Origin of the sequence: Pseudomonas sp. DR 5-09, from assembly GCF_001655595.1 — a bacterium.
GTDB lineage: Bacteria > Pseudomonadota > Gammaproteobacteria > Pseudomonadales > Pseudomonadaceae > Aquipseudomonas > Aquipseudomonas pharyngis.
Genome location: NZ_CP011566.1, coordinates 2,881,535 through 2,905,640, shown reverse-complemented (window position 1 = coordinate 2,905,640; position 24,106 = coordinate 2,881,535). Strand labels below are relative to the sequence as shown.

The following is a 24,106-nucleotide window of genomic DNA, read 5'->3' as shown; positions in this document are numbered from 1 at the left end:
GCCCATGTCCGCATCCGGCACCATCATGGCCGTCGAGCGCCTGTCCCGACCGGTTGCAGAGATTGAAAAACCACCGGCCTTATCCCTCGGGATAATTGCATTGTGCGAGGTCGTCGCCTAGCGTGTCGTCCTGATGAACCGGCGCCCTGTGCCACTCCCTCGACACCACGCAGAGAACCGTATGATCCGACTCGGCCAAGCGACTATTTCCCTGGAGCGGCGTGAAGCCTTTCTTGACGGGCGGCCGCTGCGCGTGGGAGGACGGGCGTTCGAACTGCTGTCGGTGTTGATGCAGGCCGATGGCCGGATCGTCAGCAAAGATGAATTGCTCACCCAGGTCTGGCCCGATACCGTCGTCGAGGAAAACAATCTTCAAGTGCAGATCTCATCGCTGCGCAAGTTATTTGGAGAGAATGAGATCATCCAGACGGTCCCGCGCCGAGGTTACCGATTATTGAAAGACAGTGCCCCTTCCCTGCCCCCGTTCCACCCGGTCGCTGCGAGCGTCCCTGCAACAGAGGTTCAGCCTGCGATTGATCCGGACAGCGTGCCGGTGTTCATCGTGGACGACGAGGCTTCCGTGCGCACGTCACTCAGCCGCCTGCTGCGGGCCGAAGGCGTGCCCCACCGGATCTTCAATTCGGCTGAAGAACTGCTTGGCGCTGATCTCGAGGCCGGACCCGCCTGCCTGTTGCTCGACGTCAGCCTGCCGGAGGCCACCGGTCTGCAGCTGCAGTCGACACTCGGCGAGCGAGGACATCCATGGCCGGTCATTTTCATGACCGGTTACGGCACCATCCCGATGTCGGTACAAGCGATGAAAGCGGGCGCCGTCGAGTTTCTGACCAAGCCGTTCGACGACGACCAGTTGCTGGCCATCCTGCAAGCGACCCGCCAGCGCGCAGCGGTTGATTTCCAGCAGTGGCAGCGGGTCCAGAGCGTGCGCCAGCGAGCCGCCCTGCTGACGCCACGGGAGCGTGAAGTATTGCCGTTGATCGTTGCGGGTCTGTCCAACAAGCACATCGCCAACAGGCTGGGCACCAGTGAAGTGACGGCCAAGGTTCATCGCAAACACATCATGGTGAAAATGCAGACGCGCTCGCTGGTCGGGCTCGTCGAGCTGTATGGCCTGATCAGCGCGCCGCCACCGTCCGGCGTGCAGAACCCTTCATGAGTCAGGACACCGAGTCGCCCGCGCTCACTGTCAGCGCGGTTATCGTCTGCATCGTCGACGACGATGCTTCCGTACGTAAAAGCCTCGCCAACCTGCTGCGCTCCGCCGGTTACCACGCTCGGTTATACAGCGGTGGCGAGGATTTCCTGGCGCTGGAACATTTCGAGGACATTGCGTGCCTGCTGCTGGACCTGAAAATGCACGGTTTGTCAGGGATCGAGGTGATGCAGGCGCTGGCGTCCCGAGACAGGAAATTCCCGGTCATTTGCATGTCCGCCCATTGGGACGACGCCGCCCTGGCCGAGACCCGTCGCTACAACGCCTTCGCCTGCCTGGGCAAGCCGTTCTCCGGTGATGTGCTGCTCAGGGCCGTGGAGTCGGCACTCGAAAACGACAGTTGAAACGGTCGTTCGCCGCGACCCACGACTTTGGCTGCACGCCAGACGCAAGAAGGCCTGCCACATCGGCAGGCCTTTTTTTGTCGGCGCTGTTCGTTATTGCTTGAGAATCAGCAGCGGCTCGCCCTTCTTGACGATGTAGGTCGCCAGTTCCGAGCCCTTCTCGTTGCCGACGTTCTTCGCGATATGCGCCACGCCCGCCGGAATGAACAGCGAATCACCCGCCTTGAGCGTCACCGGCGCCTGGCCTTCGAGCCGATACTCGAAGGTGCCGCTGATCACGTAAGCCACTTCCACACCCGGATGCGCATGGTTGGGCGACGTGACGCCCGGTTCGAAATCGACGCGAGCCTGGATCACCTCGCGATCTGCAGTACCCAGATCCTGACGGACCAGATCGGTACGGCTCAGGCCTTGTTGCCAGTTCTTCGCCGGGGCGGCGGATGGGGTTTCCGCCGCGTGGGCGAGGCCGGTCAGCGAAACGAGTACGGCGGCAGCGGTCATCAGAAGTGTGCGGCGCATGGTGTTGTCCTCTTGGCAGTCGTGGTGTGTTGGCACCTACTTTGGGCGAGGCCTGTATGCGGGATGTGTCCTGATGACGGGGTTTGTTACCCGTTTGTGTACGGCGGCGCGATGGATACACGCTTATACAAAGGGTTTGGCCAGCACCTGCGATAGCCAGCCTTTGAACGCCACGATCTTTTTCGATTCGGCCTGATCGTGGGGCGTGACGAGGTAGAAGCCGGAAGCGGATTTCAAGCGCAAATCAAACGGCGCCACCAGCCTGCCCGCGCGCAGATCGTCATCGACATAGGTCGAGCGACCGATGCTCACGCCCTGCCCGTCAATCGCCGCCTGCACCGCCATCATCGCCAGGTCGAAGGTCAATCGCGGGCCATTGGCCGTCAGCGGTGGCTGGCCTGCCGCATGCAGCCAGTCGCTCCAGTCATTGGCGGTCACGCCGCTGACTTGCAGCAAAGGGTGATGGGCCAGGTCCACCGGCGTATTCAACGGCTTGTCGCCGGTCAGCAAGCGCGGGCTGCACACCGGAAAGATCTCGTCGGCCATCAACCAGTCGGCCCGCAGCCCCGGCCAGTTCCCGTCGCCGTAGCGGATCGCCGCATCGATGCCACCCTTGCGAAAGTCCACCCGCTCGGTGGAGGCGCTGATCCGCACATCAATCTGCGGATGCGCCTCGCGAAACGATGGCAGGCGCGGCAACAACCATTTCGACGCCACCGACACCAGCGTGCTGATGGTCAGGACGCTGTTGTTGCTGGATTCCAGCAGCTTTTCAGTCGAGTAACGCAATTCAAGAAACGCCGAGCGGATGCCGGGCAAGTAAGCATTGCCCTCATCGGTCAATGCCAAACCGTCTTTCAAACGCATGAACAGACGCACGCCGAGTTCATCCTCGAGGCGACGGATCTGATGGCTGATCGCAGTTTGCGTGACGTTCAGTTCTTCGGCGGCGCGGGTGAAGCTCATGTGCCGGGCGGCACATTCGAAGGCGCGCAATCCATTGAGCGATGGCAGTCGGGGCAGCATATGACCTCTTCAGTCCATGAGAATTTGTCATACGCTAGCACCGGATTTGTCCTTTGCGAAGTCGAGCGGCGATGGCGGATTCTGAGGCTCCATTTGCAAGGAGCTCTCATGAAACTGTACTTCGCCCCCATGACCTGTTCACTGGCGCCGCACATCGTATTGCGCGAACTGAACCTGCCGTTCGAACTGATCCGGGTCAACAACCAGACCAAGCAAACCGCCGACGGCCGGGACTTTCGCCAGATCAACCCTAAGGGTTATGTGGCCGCACTGATGCTGGACAACGGTGAAGTGCTGACCGAAGGCCCGGCCATTCTGCAATACCTCGCCGACCTCGTGCCCGGCCATGCACTGGCCCCGGCCAATGGCAGCTGGGAACGCTCGCGCCTGCAGGAATATCTGAACTTCATCAGCTCGGAAATTCATGGGGGCAGCGCACCGTTGTTCAGCAGCGAAATCCCGGAAACCACCAAAACGATCTTCAAACACAAGCTGTTCAAGCGTCTGAATTACCTGAACCGCCTCCTCGCCACCCAGCCGTTTCTGATGCAGGCCTTCAGCGTAGCGGATGCCTATCTGTTCACCGTGCTGAAGTGGTTGCCGACATTCAGTATCGCTATCGAAGACTGGCCAGCGCTGGCGAGCTACATGTCGCGCATCGCCGAGCGGCCCAGTGTGCGGGCTGCCATCGCGGCAGAGGAAGCCACGCAACCGCTGCTCTGACACGACCGATTGCGCTGAACGCCCTTAAATGAGCCGGCGCGCAGTCAGGCACCCGACTCCGGATCGCTCGCCGGCAGGCCCCGCGCTTCTCGGTCCTCATCATCCTTGGCGGTGCTCTGCGGGTTGGCGTCGGCGCTTCCCGAGCCGTTGCCGTCCTGCGGATGCTCAGAACCCACCGAATTGTTGGCCGCCACATCGCTCATGTCTTCTTCCAGTGGCGCTTCATCGTCCGGCGGCAAGGGGACTGGCGACTCGTCTTTGCGCGGATCATGGCCGGTTTCGTTGTCGGTCGTGCGGGTCACAGCCTGCTGTGACTGGTTACCGGGTGCATTTTCATCAATATCCATGGGGTTCTCCGTTCTGCTGCGGGATAGGGGTACCTGAACGTGTGAAACAAGCGCGTGCGGGTTAGTGCCCCCTGCTGGACGAATGGCACCCCGGTTGCCGAATGCCCCAGCGCTTCTATAGTGAAGAGGGTTCAAGCCCTCCTCCCGTCGAGCGCCCCATGGCCAGCACCGATCAACTGATCATCTGCGAGCATTGCGACTGCGTGTACGAAAAAGTCGTGCTGGCCAAACACCAGAAGACCCTCTGCGTGCGCTGCGGCGCCGTGCTCCAGCGCTACAACAACCTAAGCGTGGAGCAACGGCTGGCCCTGAGTTTCACCGCGGCGATGCTGTGGCTGTTCGCCAATTTCTACCCGGTGATGAGCATCAGCATGAAGGGCCTGAAAAACAGCGCGACCCTGTGGGACTCGGTGCTGGCCCTGAGTCAGGGGCCGATCACCTTCATGGCAATGGTCGCGGCGATCTCGATCATCATCGCCCCGGCCTTCCAGTTGGTTCTGTTGATCTGGGTCTTGAGCTTCGCCCTCGCCTCGCGCCGTTCGCCGGGGTTCAAGCTGTGCATGCGCTGGCTGGAAACACTGCGGCCGTGGAGCATGCTCGAAGTCTGCCTGCTCGGCGCGATGGTGGCGGTGTTCAAACTGGCGGGCATGCTCGACGTCATTCCCGGCATCGGCCTGTTTGCCCTGGCCGTGCTCAGCCTGTTGCTGATCCGCATCGCCGGGCGCGACGTGCGTGAACTGTGGGACATCCTATGAAACGGCCACCGACTGCCAGCGAACTTAACCTCTGCCTGTGCCACAGCTGCGGACTGGCCTGCGACATGACCGGCGAACCGCACCAATGCCCGCGCTGCGATGCGCCGCTGCACCGGCGCAAGACCAACTCGCTGACCCGCACCTGGGCCTACATGTTCGCCGCGCTGGCGTTTTACGTGCCGGCCAATCTGCTGCCGGTGATGAACACCACCCTGCTCGGCAGCGGCGCCGACAGCACCATCATGAGCGGCGTGCTGGAGTTCTGGGAACACGGTGCGTGGGACATCGCCGTCATCATCTTCGTCGCCAGCATCGCCGTGCCGGGGGTGAAATTCGTGGCGCTGACCTTGCTGCTGGTCACCGTGCAACGGGACAGCCATTGGGCGCGCAAGGAGCGTTCGAAGCTGTACCGCTTCGTCGAGCTGATCGGCTATTGGTCGATGCTCGATGTGCTGGTGGTCGCGCTGGTGGCGGCGCTGGTGAAATTCCAGGCGCTGGGGGATATTGAGCCGCGCGTAGGGATTCTGTTCTTCGGCCTGGTGGTCGTGTTCACCATGCTCTCCGCCATGAGTTTCGACCCGCGCCTAATCTGGGATAACGCGCCGGACGAAGAAACGGAAAAACCCCGGCACTCGACTGAACAAGTGCCGGGGCATCAAGCGGTTTAAATCAGATCGGATCAGATCTGCGCGGTGCCACCGTCGACGAACAACTCGATGCCGTTGACGAAGCTGCTGTCATCCGAGGCCAGGAACAGCGCGGCCTTGGCAATCTCGCTCGGCTCGCCGAGACGCCCGATCGGCACGATAGACGCCAGTTGATCGAACAGCCCCTGGGTGTGTTCCGCCGGCACCAGCCCTGCCAGACCTGGCGTGCGCACCGGGCCAGGGCTGATGGCGTTGACGCGGATGCGCCGTGGTTTCAGGTCCAGCAACCATGAGCGGGCGAAGTTGCGCACCGCCGCTTTACTCGCGCTGTAGACGCTGAAGTTCTCCGTGCCCTGCACCGACGTGGTCGACGAGGTCAGCAGAATCGAGGCGCCATCGCGCAGCAGCGGCAAGGCCTTCTGCACGGTAAACAGCGTGCCCTTCACGTTGGCGTCGAAAATCCGGTCGAAGTGCTCTTCGGTGATCGAGCCCAGCGGCAGCATGTCCCCGCCGCCGGCGTTGGCGAACAGGATGTCGAGGTGCCCGGCCTTGGCGGAAATCTCGCTGTAGATGCGATCCAGATCCTCCAGCTTCGCCACATCGCCCTGGATGCCGATGGCCCGTGGGCCGATGGCGGCGACCGCTTTGTCCAGTTCGGCCTGACGGCGGCCGGTGATGAATACCGTGGCGCCCTGGGCGACGAATTCCTGCGCCGAGGCCAGGCCGATGCCGGTAGTGCCGCCAGTGATCAGTGCGATTTTGCCTTCAAGTCTGTTGCTCATGATGAATCTCCAGTAACCGTTTCGAGGTAGGTGACGGGTCGTAGGTGAGCCGTTGGAAGCGACTTTAGGCCGATCGATTGAATTGAAAAACCCGCAAAATCGGTTTTGTTTGTGCACAGACATGCACAATACTCAGCCGTGTCCAATCCACTGAGCCCGAATCAATGAACCAGTTAATGGCGATCCGCACCTTCGCCCGCGTCGTGGAAAGCGGTTCTTTCACCAAAGCCGCCGATTCGCTGAACCTGCCGAAAACCACGGTCAGCAAACTGATCGGCCAACTGGAAAACCACCTCGGCGTGCGCCTGCTGCAACGCACCACCCGCCGCCTCACCGTCACCGCTGACGGCGCCTCCTACTACCAATTGACCCAACAACTGCTGCATCAACTGGACGACATCGACCAAGGCTTCAGCCAGGCGCAAGGCCTGCCGCGCGGCAAGATTCGCGTGGACATCGGCGGCTCGACCGCGACGATGCTGGTGATCCCCGAACTGCCGAAGTTCTTCGAACGCTATCCGGACATCCAGGTTGATCTGGGCGTCAGCGACCGCCCGGTGGACCTGATCAGCGAACGGGTGGACTGCGTGATTCGCGGCGGCCCGCTGACCGAACAAACCCTGGCCGTACGCCGCCTCGGCGAAGTGTCCTGGACCACCTGCGCCACGCCCGACTATCTGCAACGCCACGGCACCCCGAACCACCCGCTTGAACTGGCCAGCCATCAGCTGATCGCCTACCGCTCGGCCTCCACCGGGCGCATCCTGCCGTCGAACTTCCAGCGCAACGGCGAACGCCATCAGATCGAAGGCAAAGGCCTGATCAGTGTCAACGAGAGCAACGCGCACCTGGCGGCCGGGCTCGCCGGACTGGGGATCATCCACACCTTCAGCTACACGGTCAGGACCGCCATCGAGCGCGGCGAACTGGTGCCGATCCTCGAGGACTGGCGTCCGCCAGCGTATCCGTTTCATGTGCTGTACCCGCCGAACCGGCATTTGAGCAATCGGGTGCGGGTGTTCATTGATTGGCTGGTGGAGCGGTTTGCGCAGGTCGATTGAGGTGCTGCGGGAGCATTGCTGACTTTTACGCAAAACACCTTTGACCCAGGGCCTGTTCTTCTAATGCACGTTGCCACCGATACTGGCGGCCATTGACAGTCATGGGAAACCGCACAATGCAAACCGACTACGCTGCCTGGGCCTGGACGTCCGGCCAAGGGCTGGATGGCCTGACACTGACCCGCAAACCTCTCCGGCAACCCGGCCCCGGGCAAGTGCTGGTGGCCAACCGCGCCATCGCCTTGAACCCGGTGGACTGGAAGATCATCGAGTGGGGCCATCCCGCCTGGAGCACCGGCCGTGTGCCGGGTGTCGACGGCATGGGTGTGGTGGTCGCGGCCGGCGCCGGCGTGACACTGCAACCCGGCAGTCGCGTGGCGTATCACCAATCACTGGCGAACGATGGCAGCTTCGCCGAGTACTGCCTGCTCGACGCCGCCACCGTGCTGTCGGTGCCCGCCGCGCTCGATGATGCCGCGGCGGCGTCACTGCCCTGCCCCGGACTGACCGCGTGGCAAGCCGTGGAAAAAGTCCCCGCGAATGGCGCGGCCGATGTGCTGGTGATCGGCGCCGGCGGCGCGGTCGGCCTGCTGCTGGTGCAACTGGCGGTACAACGCGGATGGCGGGTCTGGGCGACCGCGTCCGGCGCGCATCATGAAAAGCTCAAGGCCCTGGGCGTAGTCGGCGTATTCGATTACCGCGAACCGGACTGGCAAACCGCACTCGCAGCCAGCCTCGGCGAACGTCGTTTGCACGCCGTATTCGACACGGTCAGCGGCGCTCACGCGGCGAAAATGGCCGACCTGCTGGGCTACAACGGCCATCTGGTGTGCATTCAGGATCGTCAGGAAAGCGCGCCGCTGCCGGCGTTCACCACCGCGATTTCGCTGCATGAAGTGGCATTGAACAGCTTCCACGTCCACGCCAGCCTGCACGATCGCCAGACCTTGCGCCGCAACGGCGAGCAGTTGCTGCAAGCGCTGCTCGACGGCAGCCTGATCGGCCCGGCGCTGCAGATGTTCAACTTCGATGAATTGCCCCAGGCCTTGCGCGCCCTGAAGGACGGCGCGGGTGGCGGGAAATGGGTGACGCGTCTGCCCGTCGTTTGAATCGCGTCAGTCGAGGCCTTCCCCAGCGCCTTGACTGACCTCCCGGGTCAGACAATCAATCAGTGCCCGCGCCGAAGCCGACAGCTGCCGGTGCGGCGGATAGATCACCGAGAACGGTCGGGAGCGCCCGCCCGACTGTTCAAGCAGGCGCACCAGTCGCCCGCTTTCGATCCGTTCGCGGACAATGAAGTCATAGGTCTGGCAGATGCCCAGCCCCTGCTCCGCCAGCGACACAATCCCCAGCACATCGTCGGACACCTGAATATTGGCGCTGGGCAACCATTCGCGGTCTTTGCCCTGCTCACGGAACAGCCACGGCCCGACGCGCCCGGTGCTGGGCATCACGAACGGCAGGCACGCATGCCGTTGCAAATCGTCGACGCGCTGCGGTGTTCCGGCCCGTCGCAGATAATCCGGCGCGGCCACCACACATAAACCCGCGTCTTCCAGCTTGCGACCGATCAGCCCGCTGTCCGGCAACGCGCCCAGCCGAATAGCCAGGTCGAAGCCTTCGGCCACCAGATCGACATTACGATTGCTGATGCTCAACTCAACGCGCACTTGCGGATGCTGCCGGGTGAAACGGGCGAGCATGGCCGGCAAACGATAGTGGCCGTAAGTGGTCGGCACGCTGAGGCGCACGCGGCCGCTGAGTTCGCCGTCCTGTCCCTGAATCGTGCGCTCGGCGTCGTCGATCAGGCCGAATGCCGCCCGCGACTGCTCCAGATACAACACCCCGGCATCGGTCAGACTCAGGCGCCGCGTGGTGCGCCGCAGCAACTGCACACCCAGGCGCGCCTCCAGCCGCGAAATCGCCCGGCTGACCACCGACGGCGTGGTTGCGAGAAACACTGCACCGGCGCTCAGCGACCCCTTCTCCACCACCGTGACGAACACTTCGACGTCGGCCAGATAATCGAATCGGCGACTCATCTTGATCTCCAGAGAACAAATGCTTTGCTGTGGCGCGAGTTTATCGCCGCCATGAGCATCAATACAGTGAGCCGCACTTTCTTCCACGTTCAGGAATCGCCATGCGCTCAATCACACGTCTTGCTCTCGCCTTGTCTCTCTCCGTTGCCGCGTTGAACGCCCAGGCGGCCAATGTGCTGGTGGTGCTGTCGGACTCCGACCATCTCGATCTGAAGGACGGCAAGGTCTTCAGCACCGGTTTCTACCTCAACGAACTGATGCAACCGGTCAAGCTGCTGCTCGATGCCGGCCACACCGTGACCTTCGCCACCCCGACCGGCAAGGCGCCAACGCTGGATCGCTCCTCCGACGACAAGATGTATTTCAACAATGACGTGGCAGCCTTGCAGACCCACAAGGCGCTGCTGGAAAAACTGAAGATCACCTCGCCCGGTGAATCGCCGGTCATCAGCCTGTCGCGGGTCGAGCAAGTCGGTTACGAGCATTTCGATGCCGTCTACATTCCGGGTGGCCACGCACCGATGCAGGATCTGCTGCACAGCCAGGCGCTGGGCAAACTGCTGAACAACTTCCATCAAACAGGCAAAACCACAGCGCTGGTGTGCCACGGCCCGATTGCACTGCTGTCGACCCTGACGGATCCGACCGCATTCACCCGCCAACTGGAAACCGGCAAAGCCACCACGACAAACAACTGGACGTATGCCGGCTATAAGTTCACGGTCATCAGCAATCAGGAAGAAGAAATCGCCAAAGGCCTGTTGAACGGCGGCGCGATGAAGTTCTATCCGCAGACGGCACTGGAAAAGGCTGGCGGTGTTTTCAGCAGTAACACGGCGCCGTGGGCCAGCCACGTAGTGGTTGATCGCGAACTGGTCACCGGACAGAACCCGGCGTCGGCCCTGGCCGTGGGCAAGACCCTCGTTGACCGCTTGAAGTGATCTCGGCGCCCTCGCACTTTCACCGTTTCGTCTAACCTGACGTTGCACCCGACGATGATTGCCCATCGACGGGTGCATCGACCTTGATGCCCACGAAACGGAGAATTCCATGCTCAAGCGAACCCTGGCACTGACCGCTGGTTTGGCCCTGTCCCTGTCCGCCGTGCTGGCGCAAGCCGCGGAGGTGTTGAAGGTCAGCGCGATTCCCGATGAAGCCCCGACCGAGTTGCTGCGCAAGTTCGAGCCGCTGGGCAAGTACCTGCAACAGCAATTGGGCATGGACGTGCAGTTCGTCCCCGTGGCGGATTACCCGGCGGTGGTCGAAGCGTTGGCCACTGACCGCCTCGACCTGGCGTGGCTCGGCGGTTTCACCTTCGTTCAGGCGCGGCTGAAAACCGGCAACGCCATTCCGCTGGTGCAGCGTGAGCAAGATGCGCAGTTCACCAGCAAATTCATCACCGCCGACCCGAATGTGAAAAGCCTCGCCGACCTCAAGGGCAAGACCTTCGCCTTCGGCTCCGTGTCGTCGACCTCCGGCAGCCTGATGCCACGCTATTTCATGCTCAAGGACGGCATCAAACCGGAAAGCTATTTCAGCCGCGTCGGCTACTCCGGCGCCCACGACGCCACCGTCGCCTGGGTGCAGGCCGGCAAGGTCGACGCCGGCGTGCTGAACGCCAGCGTCTGGCAGAAATTGGTGGACGCCGGCAAGGTCGACACCAACAAGGTCAAGGTTTTCGCCACCACCCCGGCCTACTTCGATTACAACTGGACCGTGCGCGGCACCCTCGACCCGGCGCTGGCGGCGAAGATCAAAAAAGCCTTCCTCGACCTCGACCCGGCCAACCCCGAGCACAAGAAAATCCTCGACCTGCAGGCCGCCAGTCGCTTCATCGAAACCAGCCCGGACAATTACAAAGGCATCGAGGAAGCCGCCCGCGCCGCCGACTTGCTGAAATGACGCTGCGCCTCAAACAGGCTTTTCTGCACCACACCAATGGCGTGGAGGCCTTGCGCGGCGTGGATTTGCAGATCGAGGCCGGCGAGCAGGTGGCGATCATCGGCCCGTCCGGCGCCGGCAAATCCAGCCTGCTGAACCTGCTGGCGACCGCCATTCGCCCCAGCAGCGGCGACATCGAAGTGCTGGGCGAGCGCGCCTGGCACTTGTCCGCCCGCCAACGGCAACGCCTGCGTGCGCGCATCGGCCTGGTGCATCAGGCGCCGCCCCTGCCGCCACGGCAACGGGTGGTGACGGCGGTGCTGGCTGGCAAACTCGGCCAATGGAGCTTGGGCAAAAGCCTGATCAACCTGCTGCACCCGCTCGACGTGCCCGGCGCCCGCGCAGCCCTGGCAAAACTGGATCTGGCCGACAAACTTTTCAGCCAATGCCAGCAACTGTCCGGCGGGCAATTGCAGCGGGTCGGCATTGCCCGCGTGCTGTATCAGGCGCCGGAGGTGTTGCTGGCCGACGAACCGGTCTCGGCGATGGACCCGGTGCTGGCCGGGCACACGCTGTCGATCCTGTCGCGCCATGCTCGCGAGCACAACGTCACGCTGGTGGCGAGCCTGCACGCGGTGGAACTGGCGCTGGCGCACTTCCCCCGGATCATCGGTTTGCGCGAAGGGCAAATCCTGTTCGACTGCCCGTCCGCGCAAGTCAGCCGCGACATGCTCGACACCCTCTACGCCAACGAACAACTGCAATCCCCGGCGCCCGCCGTGGCGCCGCTGGTTGTGCAGATTCCGCGATGCTGAGCGCCGACACCCGCGACCCCGCCGCTTTGCCCCGGTTGCTGCTGACCGTACTGGCGATTGCCTTGCTCTGGCCCGGCATCCAGCTCAGCGAACTCGATCTGGGCGTGCTGTTTCACGCCGACAGCCAGAGTGAAATGGGCCGCTTCGTGTCGATGTTCTGGCCTCCGGCCCATGACCACGAGTTTTTGCAATTACTGCTCAAAGCCACCCTGCAAACCCTGGCCATCGCCACCGCCGGCATGGCCCTGGCGCTGTTGTTGGCGGTGCCGGCCAGCCTGCTCGCCAGCCGCGCCCTGTCGCTGACCGCTGCCTCCCGCAGCGGCCGCCCGAGCCTGTTGGGCCGACTGCTGCGCTGGCCGGTGCGCGGGCTGCTGATCTTCCTGCGCAGCGTGCCGGAAATCGTCTGGGCCCTGCTGTTCGTGCGCGCCGTCGGCCTCGGCCCGGCGGCGGGCGTGCTGGCCATCGCCATCACCTACAGCGGCATGCTCGGCAAGGTCTACGCCGAAATCTACGAATCCACCGACCAACGCCCGGCCCACGCCCTGCTCCAGGCCGGCAGCGGCCGCCTCGCCAGTTTCGCCTACGGCGTACTGCCCAACGTCGCGGCGGAACTGCTCTCCTACACCGTCTACCGCTGGGAATGCGCCATCCGCGCCTCGGTGGTCATGGGCTTCGTCGGCGCCGGCGGCCTCGGCCAACAGATCGACCTGTCGATCCGCATGTTCGCCGGCGGCGAAGTCGCCAGCATGCTCCTCACCTTCCTCCTCCTCGTCCTCGCCGCCGACCAACTCAGCCGCCTGCTGCGCTGGAGGTTGGCATGAAACGCCTGATCAATCCGTTGCTGATACTCGCCATTGTTGCGGCCGTCATTGCCTCATTTGCCTATCTAGGCCTTGATCTTGAAGAACTCGGCAGCCCTAACAGCCTGAAACAGATGGGCCTGTATGTGGCGCGCTTTCTCAGCCCGGACCTTAGCGCTGACTACCTGACAGCCATCCTGCGCGGATCGATGGAAACCCTCGCGATGTCGGCCCTCGGCACCCTGCTCGCCGCTGTGCTGGGCCTGTTATTGGCCCTTCCCGCCGCCGGCCGATTTGGCTGGTTTTTTCAGAGTGCCGCGCGTCTGGTGCTCAATGCACTGCGCGCGATTCCTGAATTGGTGTGGGCTGCGTTGATGGTGCTGGCGGCTGGGCTTGGGCCGAATGCCGGGACACTGGCCCTGGCCCTGCACACCACGGGCGTGTTGGGGCGGTTGTTTGCTGAGGCGCTGGAGAACACACCGCCGGAACCGGCGGATGCGATTCGGTTGCAGGGAGGGAATCCGGTTTTGGCGTTCTGCTACGGCACGCTGCCGAACCTGGCGCCGCAGTTGCTGGCGTATTGTTTGTATCGGTGGGAGAACAATATCCGGATGGCCAGCGTGCTGGGGTTTGTCGGGGCTGGGGGGTTGGGGCAGATGTTGTATGTGAGCTTGAGTTTGTTTCAGGAGGCGCAGGCGGGGACGGTGATTTTGGCTATGCTGATTTTGGTGTGGGGGGTGGATTGGTTGAGTGGTTGGGGTCGGGGGCGGTGGGTTAAGGCCTAAATATTTCCATTTCCCTTTGAACTGCCCCTACATAGCAAAAGAGGTTTTGCCTATTGAAAATGAAGCAATAGGTGACGAAAAATCCAAAAAAACATACGAATAAAAAATCATCAAAAGAACCCATGCACCTTTATCATATGCCGCTTCAAATCTTGCTCCTTCACTTTTTTCTTACACTTCAAACAGATAACCAAATCCTTCTTCGCCAGAACTTTCATCTTTCTATTAACCCACTTATCAGTACCAAACACGTACGATGGCTCATCCAGTGGCCATATGCGACCAAAAGCAGGCTCATAAACACATAACTTACCCAAGAGAAAACCCGCATTATTTTTTATTCTCAAATTGATAGACTTCGACCTCCCCGTCTCAATTGTTATATTGGTATAAATTTTTAACCCATCAACATTGCAAGCTTTGACGACACCTATAATCTCATCACCAACAGGACTGAACTGACCTTCACCAATGGAGAACAGAGCGTTCTGCACGCTTGCATCAGGCTCGAAACATGCATGCTTAAACCATGGAGGTCCTAGTGGAGGATCAATCCAGACTGAACCACCATTGTGCCGAATGAAGTAAACTTCCCCTTTACATACTGGACAGCTCGTACAAAAGCAATTACTTTCTGAACTAATCGTATAACCTGAATAGTCAAAAACCTTCGAATTACCTGGATGGATACATCCGCCCTGTGAATGTATCGGTACGCATCTACCGTTTACATATCGAAAGTCTATTGAATTACCACATCGACTACATATACTCATATTTTTCGACTGTAGAATTAATTAGAACAACAAAACAAATCCACACTCCAGAACATTGCACCTTTACTTGATAAAAACTTAGCAACCTACCAAGCACTTACACTTATTTATAACTCTGCAACCCTCCAATTATTCGAGATTTCAAGCCACATGACTATAAAATTACTGGATTCTCAACCGAACCGAAATATAGGCAGAGGGGCTAACTTATCTTACTTAGAATAGTAAATCCGCCCCTCTTTCTTTTATTTTCGGGTTCTCTTCAGGCTCGGGAATATCTGAAAACGCCTTTAACATTTTCGGCAAGATACCCCCCAACTGAATCGGCACCTATCAAGCCAATGAAGATACTTTTCGGCACATCAAAATACTGATAGAGCGTACCATTCTTAAACTCTACCTCTAAAGTCTCACTATCTTCATCATAGCCCACTGATTCTACGTTCGAAGATGACACAGAAACTCGTTCCATAACTTTCCCCTATGGTTTTACTTTTTCAATTCTTGGGTTTTGAGCACGCCATGTCTCTACCAATTCTTCATAGTTAGGACTATCCTCCATCTTTATACCCCAGCCACCCGGAGCAAGCGATTCATCCATTGGCAACTCATCATATACAACAGGATCTTGACTATCAGGTCTTCGATTCTTTGGAGGTGCTTGAATAGACGTTCTCATAGGAAGCTTTACCGCCTCACCTAAAATGATAGCTTCTCCGGTCCTCAAAATTGGAAGCATGCTAGTTAATCCATCTAAATTATCAGACAGCGCCGAGGTGATGTGCGCGCGATCTGTTGAATTGGCTAGCCGGAGGGCAAAAAAAGTTCCACATTGAGAAAGAACTGTAGGATCAATTTCTGATGGGCGTTGGCTTACGATCATTGCCCCAATGCCATACTTTCGCCCTTCCTTTACAATTCGTTGTACAATTTTCGAAGCCATACCTTTGGCGCTATCATTTAGATATATATGAGCCTCTTCCATCACAATTAACAACGGGCGATGCCTGCCACCCTGAGATAAGTTTCTCGCCCAGAAAAGAGCTTCATATAATATCCTAAGCACGGCACCTATAGTAGTTTGCAAAATATCTGGAGGAACACCAGACAAATCCAAAATTGAAACAGCCTTTCCACCAATCCAACTTTCAAGGAGCTTATCCAAGTCGCTCGTCACACGACCATCCTCCTCAGGCATCCAATCACCCGGGCGAAATATAAAATCATACCTAGGGATTCGAAGTTTTGTGCCAAGTAGCAAAACGTTTTTACCGATATTCAGCGAACTCGGCAGATAATTTATTTTTTCCTCGCCAGCCTCGTTAACAACATTTTTGAATATTGGTGGAATACCTATTGAAGGATTCCCCTTTAATTCGTTCCCTTTAGCATCAAGCTCGTAGGCGAGATTATCCATCGGTTTACCTGGACGCCCTTTGTAGTACGTTGCAAATGTTTCGACAAAAAGCTCATACCAAAGATGATGAATACTAAAAGGTATGGGGGAATCCACACTTATTGAGTCCAAAGAAGCACCAGCCTTAGGGTGCTTCGCAACCGAATCCACCTTCAATTTATGGACTCTCTCCATAACAATATTTTTTTCTTTTTCGTTGCTAAACTCACCAAAACTTATCTCGCAGAGCTCGTCAAAATTCAATGCCCAAAAGGGAATTTGCAGTTCGTTCTCTTTAGCTTTAGATGATTTGATTGAGCTTATCTTAAAAATGTCAGCCTTATCACTTAGAGCTGACCCATATTCTCCATGCAAATCGAGCATAATAATTCGGGCGGACGGATATCTTGAATTATCGGACAAGGCATTCATAATGCTTGCTATGGTTGTTGATTTTCCTGACCCTGTAGTGCCCACGACAGCAGAATGCCGGGTAATAAGCTTATTTATATCTACAAGAGCAGGAATTGACTCTGCATTTGAAACATGTCCAAGCTTTACAAAATAAGGCTTTTCAGGCCGACCATAAATTGCCTTTAGTTCCTTTTCCGAAACTAAATGAACCTCATCTCCAATAGTAGGGTATTGCGACAAACCTCTTTGGAATGATCCGTTGCGCTGCCCCTCTCCGACAAGTTGAATTCTCATCCAACGATTACTTTGAGCGTCGCTATTCGTCTTGTTCTCCGGAATAGCACTAGCGCCAACCTGGCTAACAATTCCGAACAAATCGGAAAACCCTATAGGTATCCTCACAAAGCTTCCGATTTGCCCTACTCTATATCCTTGGCCATCTATGTATATAAAACCTGTAAGAGACTGTTTGGATAAGGAAATACTAACCGCCGTCCCATTCACATCTTGAACGTCACCCAGATATGTTTCCTTACTAGCCATTAACTGCCTCCTTGAGCCGAACCAATTATTCTTTTAAGGAAACTTGTAAATACAGAAAAATCACCCAGCTTGACAGAGCTAACTGTTCGACCTGATTCGTCACCAGATGTAGAAGACGTAACAAACGCTTTTATGTCAACATCAGAATCATCACTTTCTGGAAACAAAGCCCACCGACCTATGTTAGTGCCTATGATCGCTTTATTGAAGGTCCAGACATTTAGATTATGCTGATTTTTTGCTAGGCGATACGCTTCTGGATATCGTTCTTTCTGCTCCGTGGCAGAAAGCGACTCCTCAAAATCCCCATACATCAGAGCAAGGACCATCGCAGTAGGATTAGCTTTTAGAGCATTTACTATGGCGTCATTTAAATGACCGTCATTAAATGAATAGCCAGACATAATTAGCAATGACGATTTTTTCCGAATAAAACGATTTAGCTGATCAATTAGCGCAAGATAGGGCATCTTCCGACTTTCTTCATACTTCAGATGCGAAGGATATATCAGGTGAGATGCATCCTCTTTTATCTCAGAAGATCGATAGACCTTTTTTTGATTAGCCGCATCCACTTTATACCAATTAATTGACCCGTGAATCTTCCAAAGTCTAGTCCAGTGAATTGGTATTAGATTATCCTCCAACGCCCTCAAATCAAAAAAAGATCTCCGGGCACCCACGAATCCGTCAAAATACTCAATCTCCAGATCTTCCAGAGACTGCTCCATCAACAAATCGTAATTTGTGGTAAAAATCTCGACGGGAGTTTTTCTATCAATGGAGCGAATCCACTTACACAATTGATGATATGGCGTATCTTGATTTGGAAGTAACACATCAATTTTTTTAACAATAATTTTGCAAATTTTCCTCTCTAGCTCTAATAACGACTCCTCGCTCAAGCCTCTGACATCTCCGCCCTTTGACACAGCCGAAAGGCTTCTTAAAAAGCTTAAAATATCCTCTATATTTTCGGAGTTTCTTTCTGCCTTAACCAATTCGGCCAAAAGAACTTGATAATGAGCGTCACCAGTAAGATGGTCATTAATAAATCTTGTAAGATTCGCCACATCAGGAATTAATGGCCATTCATCAGTCGGCATACTAACTGATAGAGGACAGCCTGCTGATAGAAAGAAGCCAATGGACTCATTATCTTGCGACAAGGATTGACGAAGATATTTTAAGTGCCTAACAGGATCATGAACTCCTTCCATCCAACCATTACCTCTCTGATATAAATACTTCAATTATTCCCAAATCAGAGGGGCTTAACATGGCATCCCGCCTGATGTTTCCCTGCGTGCAGTGACTGAACCTTGCAGGCTAGCTTGCATTGATACTAGCGCTTTTATAGCGAAATGCCATGTCAGTGACATGTATGAACGGGGGAACGGTTTTCGGGCCATTCAGCAGAAGCGTTTCAGTCGCAACAACACGAGAAAATAGGGGACGAATTTATTTTCACAAGATGAACCCCTTCTCTTGGCCAATGAAGGCACTGTGATAGCATGCTTGCGCCTCCCCCCGGAGAGGGGGAATTTTTCTACATCCCGCAAGGAATATGCCCCGTGAAAGACTTCGTCATCAGCGTCAACAACACCGTCCTCTATCTCTCTCTGGCATTCATTTGGCTGGTCGCTATCGTCGCGATTTTCACCAGTGGGTTCTTGCCGGCGCTGGGTATCTTCGTGGCCGGCACCCTGTGCTGGTGCATCATTTCCGGCTTCTGGTTCGTCCAGTCGGCGACCTACGAAGAACTGCGCAAGCTGAACGCCAGCAAAAACTGAAACATGAGGGTGGAGCCGCAAGTGCCCCGCCCTACCCTGAGCGCTTGGTTCCGTGCCAAGCGCTCTCGTCCACTGCTAATGGCTCGCATAAATCCCGCATTTTCCGAAACCCTGAAAATCCCCCCATTCCCTTTTTGCCAATAAAGCCCAGTACTATTTTTCAGAAATATCCCCGTCCCTTGTCCTCATCCACTCAGTGGCGAACTAAAGGAGTTTTGGTTTTGGGACATCTTCTGACTGAGCCTCAACTGACCGACGTCAGAGCTGCACTCTCCTGGCCTTTCAACGATTTACCGGTCGAGTACGATTATCTAGCGGCGGAGGTCAGAGGCATCGATCCTGACGTGCTCTACGAAATCCTTTATTCAGAGGTCGCGCCGGTGTGCTTCACCAACCTTGTGGCCGCTGTGCCTCCGGTATGGACTGGCTTTGATCCGGACTCGCTCAGGGTAATGATCGAGGAAAGGTTGGCAGCGAGGGAGAACAGCTGGTTTCGCAGGCAGTTTGATAAGGCGTTGGTTCGCTGGCTGCAATACAACTACGGCTACATCTGGAAGGAGATTTCCTCCAGGCTATGAGCGCTTAAACAGGCTCGTTTAAAGCAACCCGCCGTAACTTCCCCAAGGCTACAACGCCTTGCGTCATTGCCTACGACTACGCCAGAATCCGCCGGCTTGTGCGCCTGGCATGCGGCTTTTATCGTTCTGGGGTCACTGAAAATCAGTGATCGGGTTTGGTAGCCCGGTATTTCCAGGCGCATAGCGCCACCTCTTTGCAGGGATCGTTCTCGTCTCTGCTTTTTTATGGTGGCCGTGCGCAGGGCTTCTTCGGAAGCGCCGGGTTCCTGGACCGGTCTACCAACCTGAGCATGGCCACCACCTTACGTTTGGTAGCGAAGGGTGATGGCTCCTAGATTGCTTTCCAGGAGATACATCATGATCAAACCAACACCCAACCCACCCGAAACCGACCCCACTTCTCCCTACGAATCCCCCAACTCCAAAAAACTCCACGACGCCGCCGAGCGCGCGTTGGATCACTACCTCTTCCCCGCCGCCGGGATCATGTCGTCCTTGAACGAGCTCGAGCGGATGTACCTGGCCAATCCGAAATTCAACACCGAATGCCTGCTGGCCAATGCCAGCGAAAACCTCGGTGCAGCCAGTGAGATGCTGAGTAATTTCGCGGCCACGCTCGATCCGTCTCATCGCAAGACGGCGATCGGTATTGCGCAGATCGTGATGATTGCGGAGTTGGCGGTGAATCAGGCGCTGGATCACGTCGAGGTCGCGTAACCCGGCGATGGCTGTAGTAGCCGTTCGTGGCGGCTTCCATAACGCGATTTGTTGAGTCTCCCGCTGCTGCAGGAAAAGCGCGGCTCAAGAGGTTATGGAATGCAAAACAGCCCGGGCCGACACCCTCGTTAACGACGAAGGGCGTCGGCCCGGGCTGTTTGCGTTTCAGTAAAGGGCGTTGAATTCGAACCGCGAGGCCTTGATCCAATTGCTGCATTGAATGCACATATGAACTGCAATAAACCCAACTAGTGCCCCAAACGCAGGCCTTTAGACTCTCCCCACGATCAACGTAAGGGAGCATTCAACATGGTCACCAGCGCCGTCATCCGTCAAACCGGTGAGCCTCAAGCCATTCAGCTGGAGCAATCCACCGCGCAAACACCCGGCCCCGGCGAGGTCTGGCTTGAGCAGTTCGCCATTGGCGTCAACCCGCTCGACTTGAGCCAACGTTCCGGTGCCGCGCCGTTGGCGTTGCCTTCCGGGTTGGGGCTTGAGGGTGCCGGGCGAGTTGTGGCGGTAGGTGCCGATGTGACGAACGTGGCCGTCGGCGACCGGGTCGCCTATGCCACGGGCCCCATCGGCGCCTATGCCAGCGCCCGTCTCTACCCGGCCAATCGGCTGGTGAAAATCCCCGACAGCCTGAGTTTCGAGGACGCGGCGGCGGTGCTGTTCAAGGGTATTACCGCGCAGTATTTGCTCAAGTCCACTTACCCGGTCGGGCCGGGTTCGGCGGTGCTGATCTACGGCGCGGCCGGTGCGTTGGGGCAGATCATGGTGCCGTGGGCGAAGCATTTGGGGGCGTTGGTGATTGGTGTGGTGTCCAGCGCCGAGAGTGTCGAGCGGGCCCGGTTGGCGGGTTGTGATGAGGTGTTGGTGTTCGAGGCGGCGACGCTGGCCGACGCGGTGGTCGACCTCACCCAGGGCAAGAAAGTGGATGTGGTGTACGACCCGATTGGCCGGGTGTCTTTCGAGGCGTCGTTGAATTGCCTGCGTCCGCGCGGGTTGCTGGTGTCGTTCGGCATGGCGTCGGGGGCGCCGGCGCCGGTCGAGATCAGCACCTTGAATGCCAAGGGTTCGTTGTTCCTGACCCGACCGTCCCTCGCCGCTCACACCGCCACGCCGGAGGAATACCAGCAGCGCGCAAAGGACGTGTTGCAAGCGATTGACGCCGGTATCATCCAGCCCAATGTCGGGCGTCGTTATCCGCTGGCGGACGCCGCCCGGGCTCATGCCGATCTGCACCGGGGCGGTTTGCCGGGGGCGGTTGTGCTGGTGCCTTGAGTCTTTTTTCGGGTCATCCACGAGGGTTGTCGTTGCATGGATCTGTTCGATAGCCGTCAGGCCGATGAAGTCGCCACCCTGCTGGCCCTGGCCGAGCACGGCTCGTTTGCGGCGGCGAGCCGGACCTTGCAGCGCCATCCCTCGGTGCTGTCGAAACGACTCAGCGCGCTGGAGTCGCGGCTGGGGGTGCGGCTGATCGAGCGCACCACCCGGCAATTGCGTTTCACCGATGAGGGACAACGGCTGGTGGCGCGGTTCGGGCATGCGGTCAGCCTGATCGCCGAAGCGGAGCAGGATGCGCGCGAGGGCGCCGCCGAGGTTCGCGGGCGTTTGCGCATCGCCCTGCCGGCCGCCATGGGGCGGCTGTGGCTGGGCGATATCGTTTCGGCGTTCGCCCTGGCCCATCCGAACGTGGCGCTGGAAGTTGAATATGCCGAGCGCTTTGTCGATATCGTCGCCGAGGGTTTCGACGCGGCGATCCGCATCGGCGAGCTGGCAGACAATCGGCTGGTGGCGAAAAAGCTTTGCGATCACCGCCGAATCCTGTGTGCCGCGCCCTCCTATCTTCAACAGCACGGCGAGCCGAAAACGCCGGTGGATCTCGCCGATCATCATTGCCTGGGGTTTACCGGGTTGCATTCGTATCCCGAATGGCGACTGACCCGTGGCGACGAGAAACACACTCTGAAAATCCGCAGCCGACTGGTCAGCAACGACAACGAAGCGCAGCTGTGTGCCGCGCGCATGGGCGTGGGGATTCTGGCCGGCGGCGACTGGCTGGTGACCAAAGACCTGCGCGAGGGGCGCCTGGTGCGGGTGCTTCCCGAGTGGCAACTGGATGCCGACACGGGGGTTTATCTGGTGCGGCCGTCGGCGCGGTTGAACACGGCGACGACTACGGCGTTCAAGGACTGGATCGAGGGAGCTTTTGCCGAGGGTGCGCCTTGGATGACTCTGCCCCGCTGATTTACCAGCCGCGATGGGATATCGTGCCGGCCTCGGAATCGACGTGCATTCATGGAGGAAAAAGTGCGGATTTACATGACTAGGGCTTTTTGTGCAGGCGTGTCCACACCGGGACGCCTGAGATTCAAAACATTCCTCATCGCCATGTCAGGCTTCTTTGCCCTCACCCAAACGGCGCTATCGCTCGCCGATACTGCCAATGGAAAAGCCCTCTACTCCCAGCGATGCGCCGTGTGCCACGGAGCCGACATCAAGGGCACCGGGCCGTTGGCCAGGAAAAGCAATCCGCCAACGCCTGACCTGACAACCACAGCTTTCAAGAAGCGACTGAGTGATTATCCGGGCGTTATTGTGTCCTCGGTGATACTTCGCCCCAACGGGGATTTGATTCCAAAGACCTTGCGGGAGAATGGCGTGAAGATCCCGCCGCACGCCTGGAGCGTTAACGATTTTCGCGACTTGCACCAATATATGAGCGGTGTGATTTCCCATACGAACAGATAAAAATGGCGACGAATCTATTATCCGGTGGTGAAAAAATAGATCCGTCCCCATTTCTGCGTGCAATCAAAGGACATATGGCTTGAGCATATTTAGAAAGTATCTTTGCCTTGAAGCTTTAATATGGATATATCTCAGCTGTTGGAATGCAACCGTGCCCCTTATTATCGTTCAGCGTGGAAGCTTGTTGGAGCTGGCAACCTATGAAACGGGGCTGGCCCTTGCCGCCGTCATTTCCATACTGTTTTTGGCTTCCCGCGTCGAAGTCATGCGACGCAGCACCGCTCTAAGGATAGGCTGTATCGCCATTGCGTTGACCGGCATCCTGCGCTACGTGTCTGTTTCCGCTTCGTATTCGATAGAGGCTCTGCTGATAATTGACATCCTTGCGGTCGCGGCTTTCGGCGTCGTTCAATCTCTTTTCGGTGTTTATCCGGCTGAAACCGTAGAAAAAGTTCGAATAGAACATGCCTTTCGCATCCGGCGCATCATCGTAACCATAAGTCGCGTTATTGGCCCGCTCCTGGCGGGCGTTGTCATTGGATTGTCTTCCCCACAAGCCTCACTTCTCTTTGCAGCCATTGTGGGTGTGTTCGCAATGGGGTTAGCGTTCGTATTACCGCACAGCGTCAAATCCGACTCGACACAGATAAAATCGCCGGCACAACGAGTTCGGGAAATGTTTTTGGGAATTAGACTTAAATTAATTCTTCCACCTGAAAGATTCCTGACTGTTGCTGGTTTCATGTTGAGCCTGGCTGTTACTGCCACAGTACCCATGCTGGTTCCAATTCAAATTCACACCCATAATCTCGCTGAAAGCAGTGTCGGCCTGTTCAACGCCATATTTGCGGGAGGCGCAATCGGTGGCCTGTTATTTTTGAGCCCGCTTGTTGCCAGAAGACACAACCAGCGAAACAAATATATTGGACTCTGGACTTTATTAACCGCCTCCCTCGTCACAGCGGCTCTCTCTGTCGAAGTCTGGCAACTGGCTCCATGCCTCTTTATTGCAGGAGCTTCCAGTGCCTCGCTTTCACTGATTGGGATGGATAAGAGAACTGTCTCGGTGCCGTCTGGAGTTCGTATCAGATTAATGGCCGCCACACTTATTGTCGGCCAACTCGCAAATTCGGCCTCTTATATGATGATGGGAACAACGATGACGCAGTTCGGCACCCATGGTTTGCTATTGGTTTACTGCGCAATTTTCCTGTTTGTCTTGTTTCATGCAGCACTTTCGAAGTCCATCTGGTTTTTCCTTGAAGATGCGGCAGACTCCGAACTTTTTTATAAAAATAACCATCCCGGACTGGAGTCGATCATGGTTTCGGTTGCAAAGTGATGGATGCCGGATACCCGCTGCCGCCAATAAACCCG

At 57.4% G+C, this 24,106-nt stretch carries 27 protein-coding genes and 1 pseudogene; 19 read left to right on the top strand and 9 right to left on the bottom strand.

Annotated elements, in window-relative coordinates; genetic code table 11:
- Positions 1-181: 181 nt before the first annotated feature.
- Together PDR5_RS12935 and PDR5_RS12930 are read left to right on the top strand one after the other, a co-directional pair.
- The gene (locus tag PDR5_RS12935; RefSeq protein WP_064596008.1) at positions 182-1,174 is read left to right on the top strand and encodes a response regulator; all 993 of its coding nucleotides are present in this window, start codon (positions 182-184) and stop codon (positions 1,172-1,174) included.
- The gene (locus PDR5_RS12930; RefSeq protein WP_064596005.1) at positions 1,171-1,575 is read left to right on the top strand and encodes a response regulator transcription factor; all 405 of its coding nucleotides are present in this window, start codon (positions 1,171-1,173) and stop codon (positions 1,573-1,575) included. The genes PDR5_RS12935 and PDR5_RS12930 overlap by 4 nt, the downstream gene beginning before the upstream one ends.
- A gap of 93 nt (positions 1,576-1,668) precedes the next feature.
- On the opposite strand, the gene PDR5_RS12925 is transcribed toward PDR5_RS12930, so the two are convergent.
- Together PDR5_RS12925 and PDR5_RS12920 are read right to left on the bottom strand one after the other, a co-directional pair.
- The gene (locus PDR5_RS12925; RefSeq protein ID WP_064596002.1) at positions 1,669-2,094 is read right to left on the bottom strand and encodes a cupin domain-containing protein; all 426 of its coding nucleotides are present in this window, start codon (positions 2,092-2,094) and stop codon (positions 1,669-1,671) included.
- Between the two features lie 123 nt (positions 2,095-2,217).
- On the bottom strand, positions 2,218-3,120 hold the full coding sequence (locus PDR5_RS12920) for a transcriptional regulator GcvA (protein WP_064595999.1): 903 nt from the start codon (positions 3,118-3,120) through the stop codon (positions 2,218-2,220).
- Between the two features lie 108 nt (positions 3,121-3,228).
- On the opposite strand from PDR5_RS12920, the gene gstA reads away from it, so the two are divergent.
- Positions 3,229-3,843, top strand: a complete 615-nt coding sequence (gstA, locus tag PDR5_RS12915) for a glutathione transferase GstA (RefSeq protein ID WP_064595996.1) — start codon at positions 3,229-3,231, stop codon at positions 3,841-3,843.
- 155 nt (positions 3,844-3,998) lie between these two features.
- Here the strand turns inward: gstA and PDR5_RS30150 are convergent.
- Positions 3,999-4,190, bottom strand: a pseudogene (locus PDR5_RS30150) (hypothetical protein); the annotation flags it as partial.
- A gap of 158 nt (positions 4,191-4,348) precedes the next feature.
- Here PDR5_RS30150 and PDR5_RS12905 point away from each other — a divergent pair.
- Both PDR5_RS12905 and PDR5_RS12900 read left to right on the top strand, forming a co-directional pair.
- The gene (locus PDR5_RS12905) at positions 4,349-4,945 is read left to right on the top strand and encodes a paraquat-inducible protein A (protein ID WP_011333863.1); all 597 of its coding nucleotides are present in this window, start codon (positions 4,349-4,351) and stop codon (positions 4,943-4,945) included.
- Positions 4,942-5,613 carry a paraquat-inducible protein A gene (locus PDR5_RS12900; RefSeq protein ID WP_064381884.1) on the top strand — a complete coding sequence of 224 codons (672 nt, stop codon included), beginning with the start codon at positions 4,942-4,944 and terminating at the stop codon, positions 5,611-5,613. Before PDR5_RS12905 ends, PDR5_RS12900 begins: the two co-directional genes overlap by 4 nt.
- 11 nt (positions 5,614-5,624) lie before the next feature.
- On the opposite strand, the gene PDR5_RS12895 is transcribed toward PDR5_RS12900, so the two are convergent.
- Entirely contained in the window at positions 5,625-6,374 is a 750-nt protein-coding gene (locus PDR5_RS12895) for an SDR family NAD(P)-dependent oxidoreductase (RefSeq protein ID WP_011333861.1), read from the bottom strand.
- 164 nt (positions 6,375-6,538) lie between these two features.
- Between PDR5_RS12895 and PDR5_RS12890 the strand changes: the two genes are divergently transcribed.
- Together PDR5_RS12890 and PDR5_RS12885 are read left to right on the top strand one after the other, a co-directional pair.
- Positions 6,539-7,435, top strand: a complete 897-nt coding sequence (locus PDR5_RS12890; protein ID WP_064595990.1) for a LysR family transcriptional regulator — start codon at positions 6,539-6,541, stop codon at positions 7,433-7,435.
- Between the two features lie 116 nt (positions 7,436-7,551).
- On the top strand, positions 7,552-8,544 hold the full coding sequence (locus PDR5_RS12885) for a zinc-binding dehydrogenase (protein WP_064595987.1): 993 nt from the start codon (positions 7,552-7,554) through the stop codon (positions 8,542-8,544).
- A 6-nt stretch (positions 8,545-8,550) separates the two neighbouring features.
- Here the strand turns inward: PDR5_RS12885 and PDR5_RS12880 are convergent, their stop codons facing one another.
- Positions 8,551-9,477: a LysR family transcriptional regulator gene (locus PDR5_RS12880; protein WP_064595984.1), complete on the bottom strand. Its 927-nt coding sequence runs from the start codon at positions 9,475-9,477 to the stop codon at positions 8,551-8,553.
- 101 nt (positions 9,478-9,578) lie between these two features.
- Here PDR5_RS12880 and PDR5_RS12875 point away from each other — a divergent pair, with 101 nt between their 5' ends.
- The 5 genes from PDR5_RS12875 to phnE all read left to right on the top strand — a co-directional run bounded on the left by PDR5_RS12875 (position 9,579) and on the right by phnE (position 13,758).
- On the top strand, positions 9,579-10,418 hold the full coding sequence (locus tag PDR5_RS12875) for a type 1 glutamine amidotransferase domain-containing protein (RefSeq protein WP_064595981.1): 840 nt from the start codon (positions 9,579-9,581) through the stop codon (positions 10,416-10,418).
- 109 nt (positions 10,419-10,527) lie between these two features.
- On the top strand, positions 10,528-11,379 hold the full coding sequence (locus PDR5_RS12870) for a putative selenate ABC transporter substrate-binding protein (protein ID WP_007955223.1): 852 nt from the start codon (positions 10,528-10,530) through the stop codon (positions 11,377-11,379).
- On the top strand, positions 11,376-12,173 hold the full coding sequence (locus tag PDR5_RS12865; protein WP_064595979.1) for a phosphonate ABC transporter ATP-binding protein: 798 nt from the start codon (positions 11,376-11,378) through the stop codon (positions 12,171-12,173). Before PDR5_RS12870 ends, PDR5_RS12865 begins: the two co-directional genes overlap by 4 nt.
- Complete coding sequence (locus tag PDR5_RS12860; RefSeq protein ID WP_064595975.1) at positions 12,167-12,994, top strand: PhnE/PtxC family ABC transporter permease; 828 nt, start codon at positions 12,167-12,169, stop codon at positions 12,992-12,994. Before PDR5_RS12865 ends, PDR5_RS12860 begins: the two co-directional genes overlap by 7 nt.
- On the top strand, positions 12,991-13,758 hold the full coding sequence (gene phnE / locus PDR5_RS12855) for a phosphonate ABC transporter, permease protein PhnE (RefSeq protein WP_064595972.1): 768 nt from the start codon (positions 12,991-12,993) through the stop codon (positions 13,756-13,758). Before PDR5_RS12860 ends, phnE begins: the two co-directional genes overlap by 4 nt.
- A gap of 110 nt (positions 13,759-13,868) precedes the next feature.
- Here phnE and PDR5_RS29985 read toward each other — a convergent pair whose 3' ends face one another.
- The 4 genes from PDR5_RS29985 to PDR5_RS12840 form a co-directional block, all read right to left on the bottom strand.
- Positions 13,869-14,252, bottom strand: a complete 384-nt coding sequence (locus PDR5_RS29985) for a hypothetical protein (protein WP_218188774.1) — start codon at positions 14,250-14,252, stop codon at positions 13,869-13,871.
- 544 nt (positions 14,253-14,796) lie between these two features.
- A complete protein-coding gene (locus PDR5_RS29295) occupies positions 14,797-15,006 on the bottom strand; it encodes a KTSC domain-containing protein (protein WP_082934401.1) in 210 nt (69 codons plus the stop codon).
- Positions 15,007-15,015: 9 nt separating this feature from the next.
- A complete protein-coding gene (locus PDR5_RS12845; RefSeq protein WP_064595966.1) occupies positions 15,016-16,887 on the bottom strand; it encodes an ATP-binding protein in 1,872 nt (623 codons plus the stop codon).
- Positions 16,887-18,107 carry an SIR2 family protein gene (locus PDR5_RS12840; protein ID WP_064595963.1) on the bottom strand — a complete coding sequence of 407 codons (1,221 nt, stop codon included), beginning with the start codon at positions 18,105-18,107 and terminating at the stop codon, positions 16,887-16,889. Before PDR5_RS12840 ends, PDR5_RS12845 begins: the two co-directional genes overlap by 1 nt.
- A 354-nt stretch (positions 18,108-18,461) precedes the next feature.
- Here PDR5_RS12840 and PDR5_RS12835 point away from each other — a divergent pair, with 354 nt between their 5' ends.
- The 7 genes from PDR5_RS12835 to PDR5_RS12805 all read left to right on the top strand — a co-directional run bounded on the left by PDR5_RS12835 (position 18,462) and on the right by PDR5_RS12805 (position 24,071).
- Positions 18,462-18,680 (top strand): hypothetical protein, encoded by a 219-nt coding sequence (locus PDR5_RS12835; protein WP_011333849.1) that lies wholly within the window; start codon positions 18,462-18,464, stop codon positions 18,678-18,680.
- 221 nt (positions 18,681-18,901) lie between these two features.
- Positions 18,902-19,258, top strand: a complete 357-nt coding sequence (locus PDR5_RS12830; RefSeq protein WP_064595960.1) for a DUF7079 family protein — start codon at positions 18,902-18,904, stop codon at positions 19,256-19,258.
- Positions 19,259-19,615: 357 nt separating this feature from the next.
- Complete coding sequence (locus PDR5_RS12825; protein WP_064595957.1) at positions 19,616-19,975, top strand: DUF6124 family protein; 360 nt, start codon at positions 19,616-19,618, stop codon at positions 19,973-19,975.
- A 309-nt stretch (positions 19,976-20,284) separates the two neighbouring features.
- Positions 20,285-21,259: a quinone oxidoreductase family protein gene (locus PDR5_RS12820; protein ID WP_064595954.1), complete on the top strand. Its 975-nt coding sequence runs from the start codon at positions 20,285-20,287 to the stop codon at positions 21,257-21,259.
- A gap of 36 nt (positions 21,260-21,295) precedes the next feature.
- Positions 21,296-22,225, top strand: coding sequence for a LysR family transcriptional regulator (locus PDR5_RS12815; RefSeq protein ID WP_064595951.1), 930 nt, complete (start codon positions 21,296-21,298; stop codon positions 22,223-22,225).
- Positions 22,226-22,369: 144 nt separating this feature from the next.
- On the top strand, positions 22,370-22,729 hold the full coding sequence (locus PDR5_RS12810) for a c-type cytochrome (protein ID WP_143492923.1): 360 nt from the start codon (positions 22,370-22,372) through the stop codon (positions 22,727-22,729).
- A 151-nt stretch (positions 22,730-22,880) separates the two neighbouring features.
- Positions 22,881-24,071: an MFS transporter gene (locus PDR5_RS12805; RefSeq protein WP_237233838.1), complete on the top strand. Its 1,191-nt coding sequence runs from the start codon at positions 22,881-22,883 to the stop codon at positions 24,069-24,071.
- Positions 24,072-24,106 lie beyond the last annotated feature (35 nt).